Origin of the sequence: Phytoactinopolyspora endophytica (genome assembly GCF_004138495.1) — a bacterium.
Lineage (GTDB): Bacteria > Actinomycetota > Actinomycetes > Jiangellales > Jiangellaceae > Phytoactinopolyspora > Phytoactinopolyspora endophytica.
Genome location: NZ_ML142873.1, coordinates 55,680 through 57,054 on the forward strand (window position 1 = coordinate 55,680; position 1,375 = coordinate 57,054).

The following is a 1,375-nucleotide window of genomic DNA, read 5'->3' on the forward strand; positions in this document are numbered from 1 at the left end:
GCTTCCACGACTGGGAAGACGAGCAGCGCAGCCCGCTCACCGTCGAGCTCGAGGGCTACCACGTCGACGAGTACCCGCACGTCAAGCTGGACCGGGACACCGACTCGCACATCGTGCATGCGTATGTCTCCGCCGACGGCTCGGACTGGGAGCACGCGGCCGAGCTGTTCACCCCGATGCCGGATGTGGTGCACACCGGTGTCGTGGCGGACAAGGCCGGGTCGTTCACTGGCGTCGTCGTCGAGGAGCATCGGGCGGGCGCGCTGGCGCCGTACGTCGAACGGGAACGTGACCAGGTGACGCTGCGCTGGAACAAGCCGAACCAGGCGGTGCGGTTCGACGTCTACTCCTCCGACGACGGCGACGAGTGGGAGCAGATGCTCGATGACGAGCTGACCTTCTCCTACGACGGCGAGAGCTTGCGCTCCGGTGCGCGGCACTACCGCGTCGTCGCGATCGGAGCGGACGGCGCCGAACTGGACGCCGCCGAGGTGACAACCGGTGGCGAGCCGATCGCGGACGTCATCGCCCACGCCGAGAGCCTGCCACCGGAGGACTACACCAAGGGCAGCCACTACCAGCTCACGAAGGTTCTCGACGAGGTCAAGGCTCAGCTGGACAAGCCGGAACACGACGAGGCGGCACTGATCGACGCAATCTACGACGCCGTCGACGCGCTGGTCTCGGTGGACACGCTGCTGCAGGAAGTGGAGCTCGAGCCGTCGATGGTGGAGGCGTCGACCATCATCTGGCCCGGAGAGGGAACCAAGCAGGAGAACGGCTGGCGTGCTTTCGACGACGACACCGGAACCTTCCCGGACACGTTGGAGTCGGTGAGCTGGATCGACATCGAGCCGGGTGCGGAGCGTGCCGTGGCGATCGACGCGGTCCGCGTCTACCCCCGCGAGAGCCATATCTCCCGGGCCAACGGAGCGATCTTCCAAGGTTCCAACGACGACGGCGAGACCTGGGATGACCTGCTGACGGTCAACGGGGTCGGCGAGGCTCGCTGGTACCAGTTCGACCTGGAGGAACGCACCGACGCGTACGAGCGGCTGCGGATCTTCGACGGCCACAACGGTCGCTGCAACCTCGCCGAGGTGGAGTTCCTGACCCAGGTCGACGACACGACGATGCTGACTGCGCTGGTCGACGAGGCGGCCGCGATCGACCGGAGCCAGTACACGGAGGACAGCCTGGCCGTGCTCGACGCGGCGGTGGAGCACGGCGAGTCCGTCCTCGCCGACTCGGCGGCGACCCAGGATGAGATCGACGCCGCCTCCGAGGATCTGCTGGCCGCGATCGACCAGCTGAGGTGACGGCCTTTTGATCAGATACGAGTTCGAGGCGCTATAGCACCCCGAACTCGTATCTG

At 66.7% G+C, this 1,375-nt stretch carries 1 protein-coding gene; it reads left to right on the forward strand.

Going from position 1 to position 1,375, the window contains the following annotated elements; translation table 11 throughout:
* On the forward strand, positions 1–1,319 hold a 1,319-nt coding region (locus ELR45_RS31425), incomplete at its 5' end, for an FIVAR domain-containing protein (protein WP_205857642.1).
* Between the last annotated feature and the right edge of the window lie 56 nt (positions 1,320–1,375).